Raw genomic sequence first — 881 nt, forward strand, 5'->3', positions numbered from 1 at the left:
CTATTACCCAAACATGCAACTAACACAATCTGAAATGATTGATTTTAATGATTTTGTGACGGATTTAATAGCTTTAAAAAAAGAAGCACAAAATATTAAATCATATAATGGTGATGAGAGATATTTAACAGAAACTATAAATAATCATAAATTCCACATAATGTCAACATCACAAAAAGGGTTCGCAGTTACTATAAAAAACGGTGATGTTTCAATTTCTTTCAAAAGATTTAAGAAAATTACAAAACAACCATGCATTAAAGTTGAGTATAGAGCCGATTATTTGGCTCGTTATGGTTATGTTAAATGTGTTACTCAAATGCAAAGTTTTTTAAAAGAGATTATTCCTCATACTTATTCTATTGCTAGTGAAATTCATCTGTGTACAGATATACAAAACTATGATTTTACAATCATGGATTTTTTCAGAATGAAAACAAGAAGTAGAAAAAAAGAAGTATATATGGAAGCTGATAGTAACGCTTATTTTGATGGTATGAAATTCACGGGCTTTGTTTTAGGTGCTGGTAATTTTATGGTAAGAGTTTATAACAAAACTCATGAAATAAAAAAGTTTCCTGATAAATCATTTGTTAAGCCAAGTCGTTGGCTAGTAAATGATAATTATGATGAGAATAAAGAAGTTTGGAGAATAGAAGTTCAAATTAGAAGAGATAAATTAAAACATTTATTTAATGAAAAAGGATATTTAGAAAACTCAACAACATGTTTAAATTCAATTCCTGATATATGGGATTTGTTCATGCAAAAGTTTGAACATAAAAATTTAGATGATAATTCAGTTATTGAAATTATGAAAGGATATAGAACTTTAAAGAATGGCTCTAAAAAAATTCTTTCAAAATATGCAATTAGAAAAA

At 26.6% G+C, this 881-nt stretch carries 1 protein-coding gene; it reads left to right on the forward strand.

Annotated elements, in window-relative coordinates:
• On the forward strand, positions 1–881 hold an 881-nt coding region (locus CP960_RS13810; protein ID WP_196778343.1), incomplete at both ends, for a hypothetical protein.

This window comes from Malaciobacter halophilus, from assembly GCF_002837275.1.
GTDB lineage: Bacteria > Campylobacterota > Campylobacteria > Campylobacterales > Arcobacteraceae > Malaciobacter > Malaciobacter halophilus.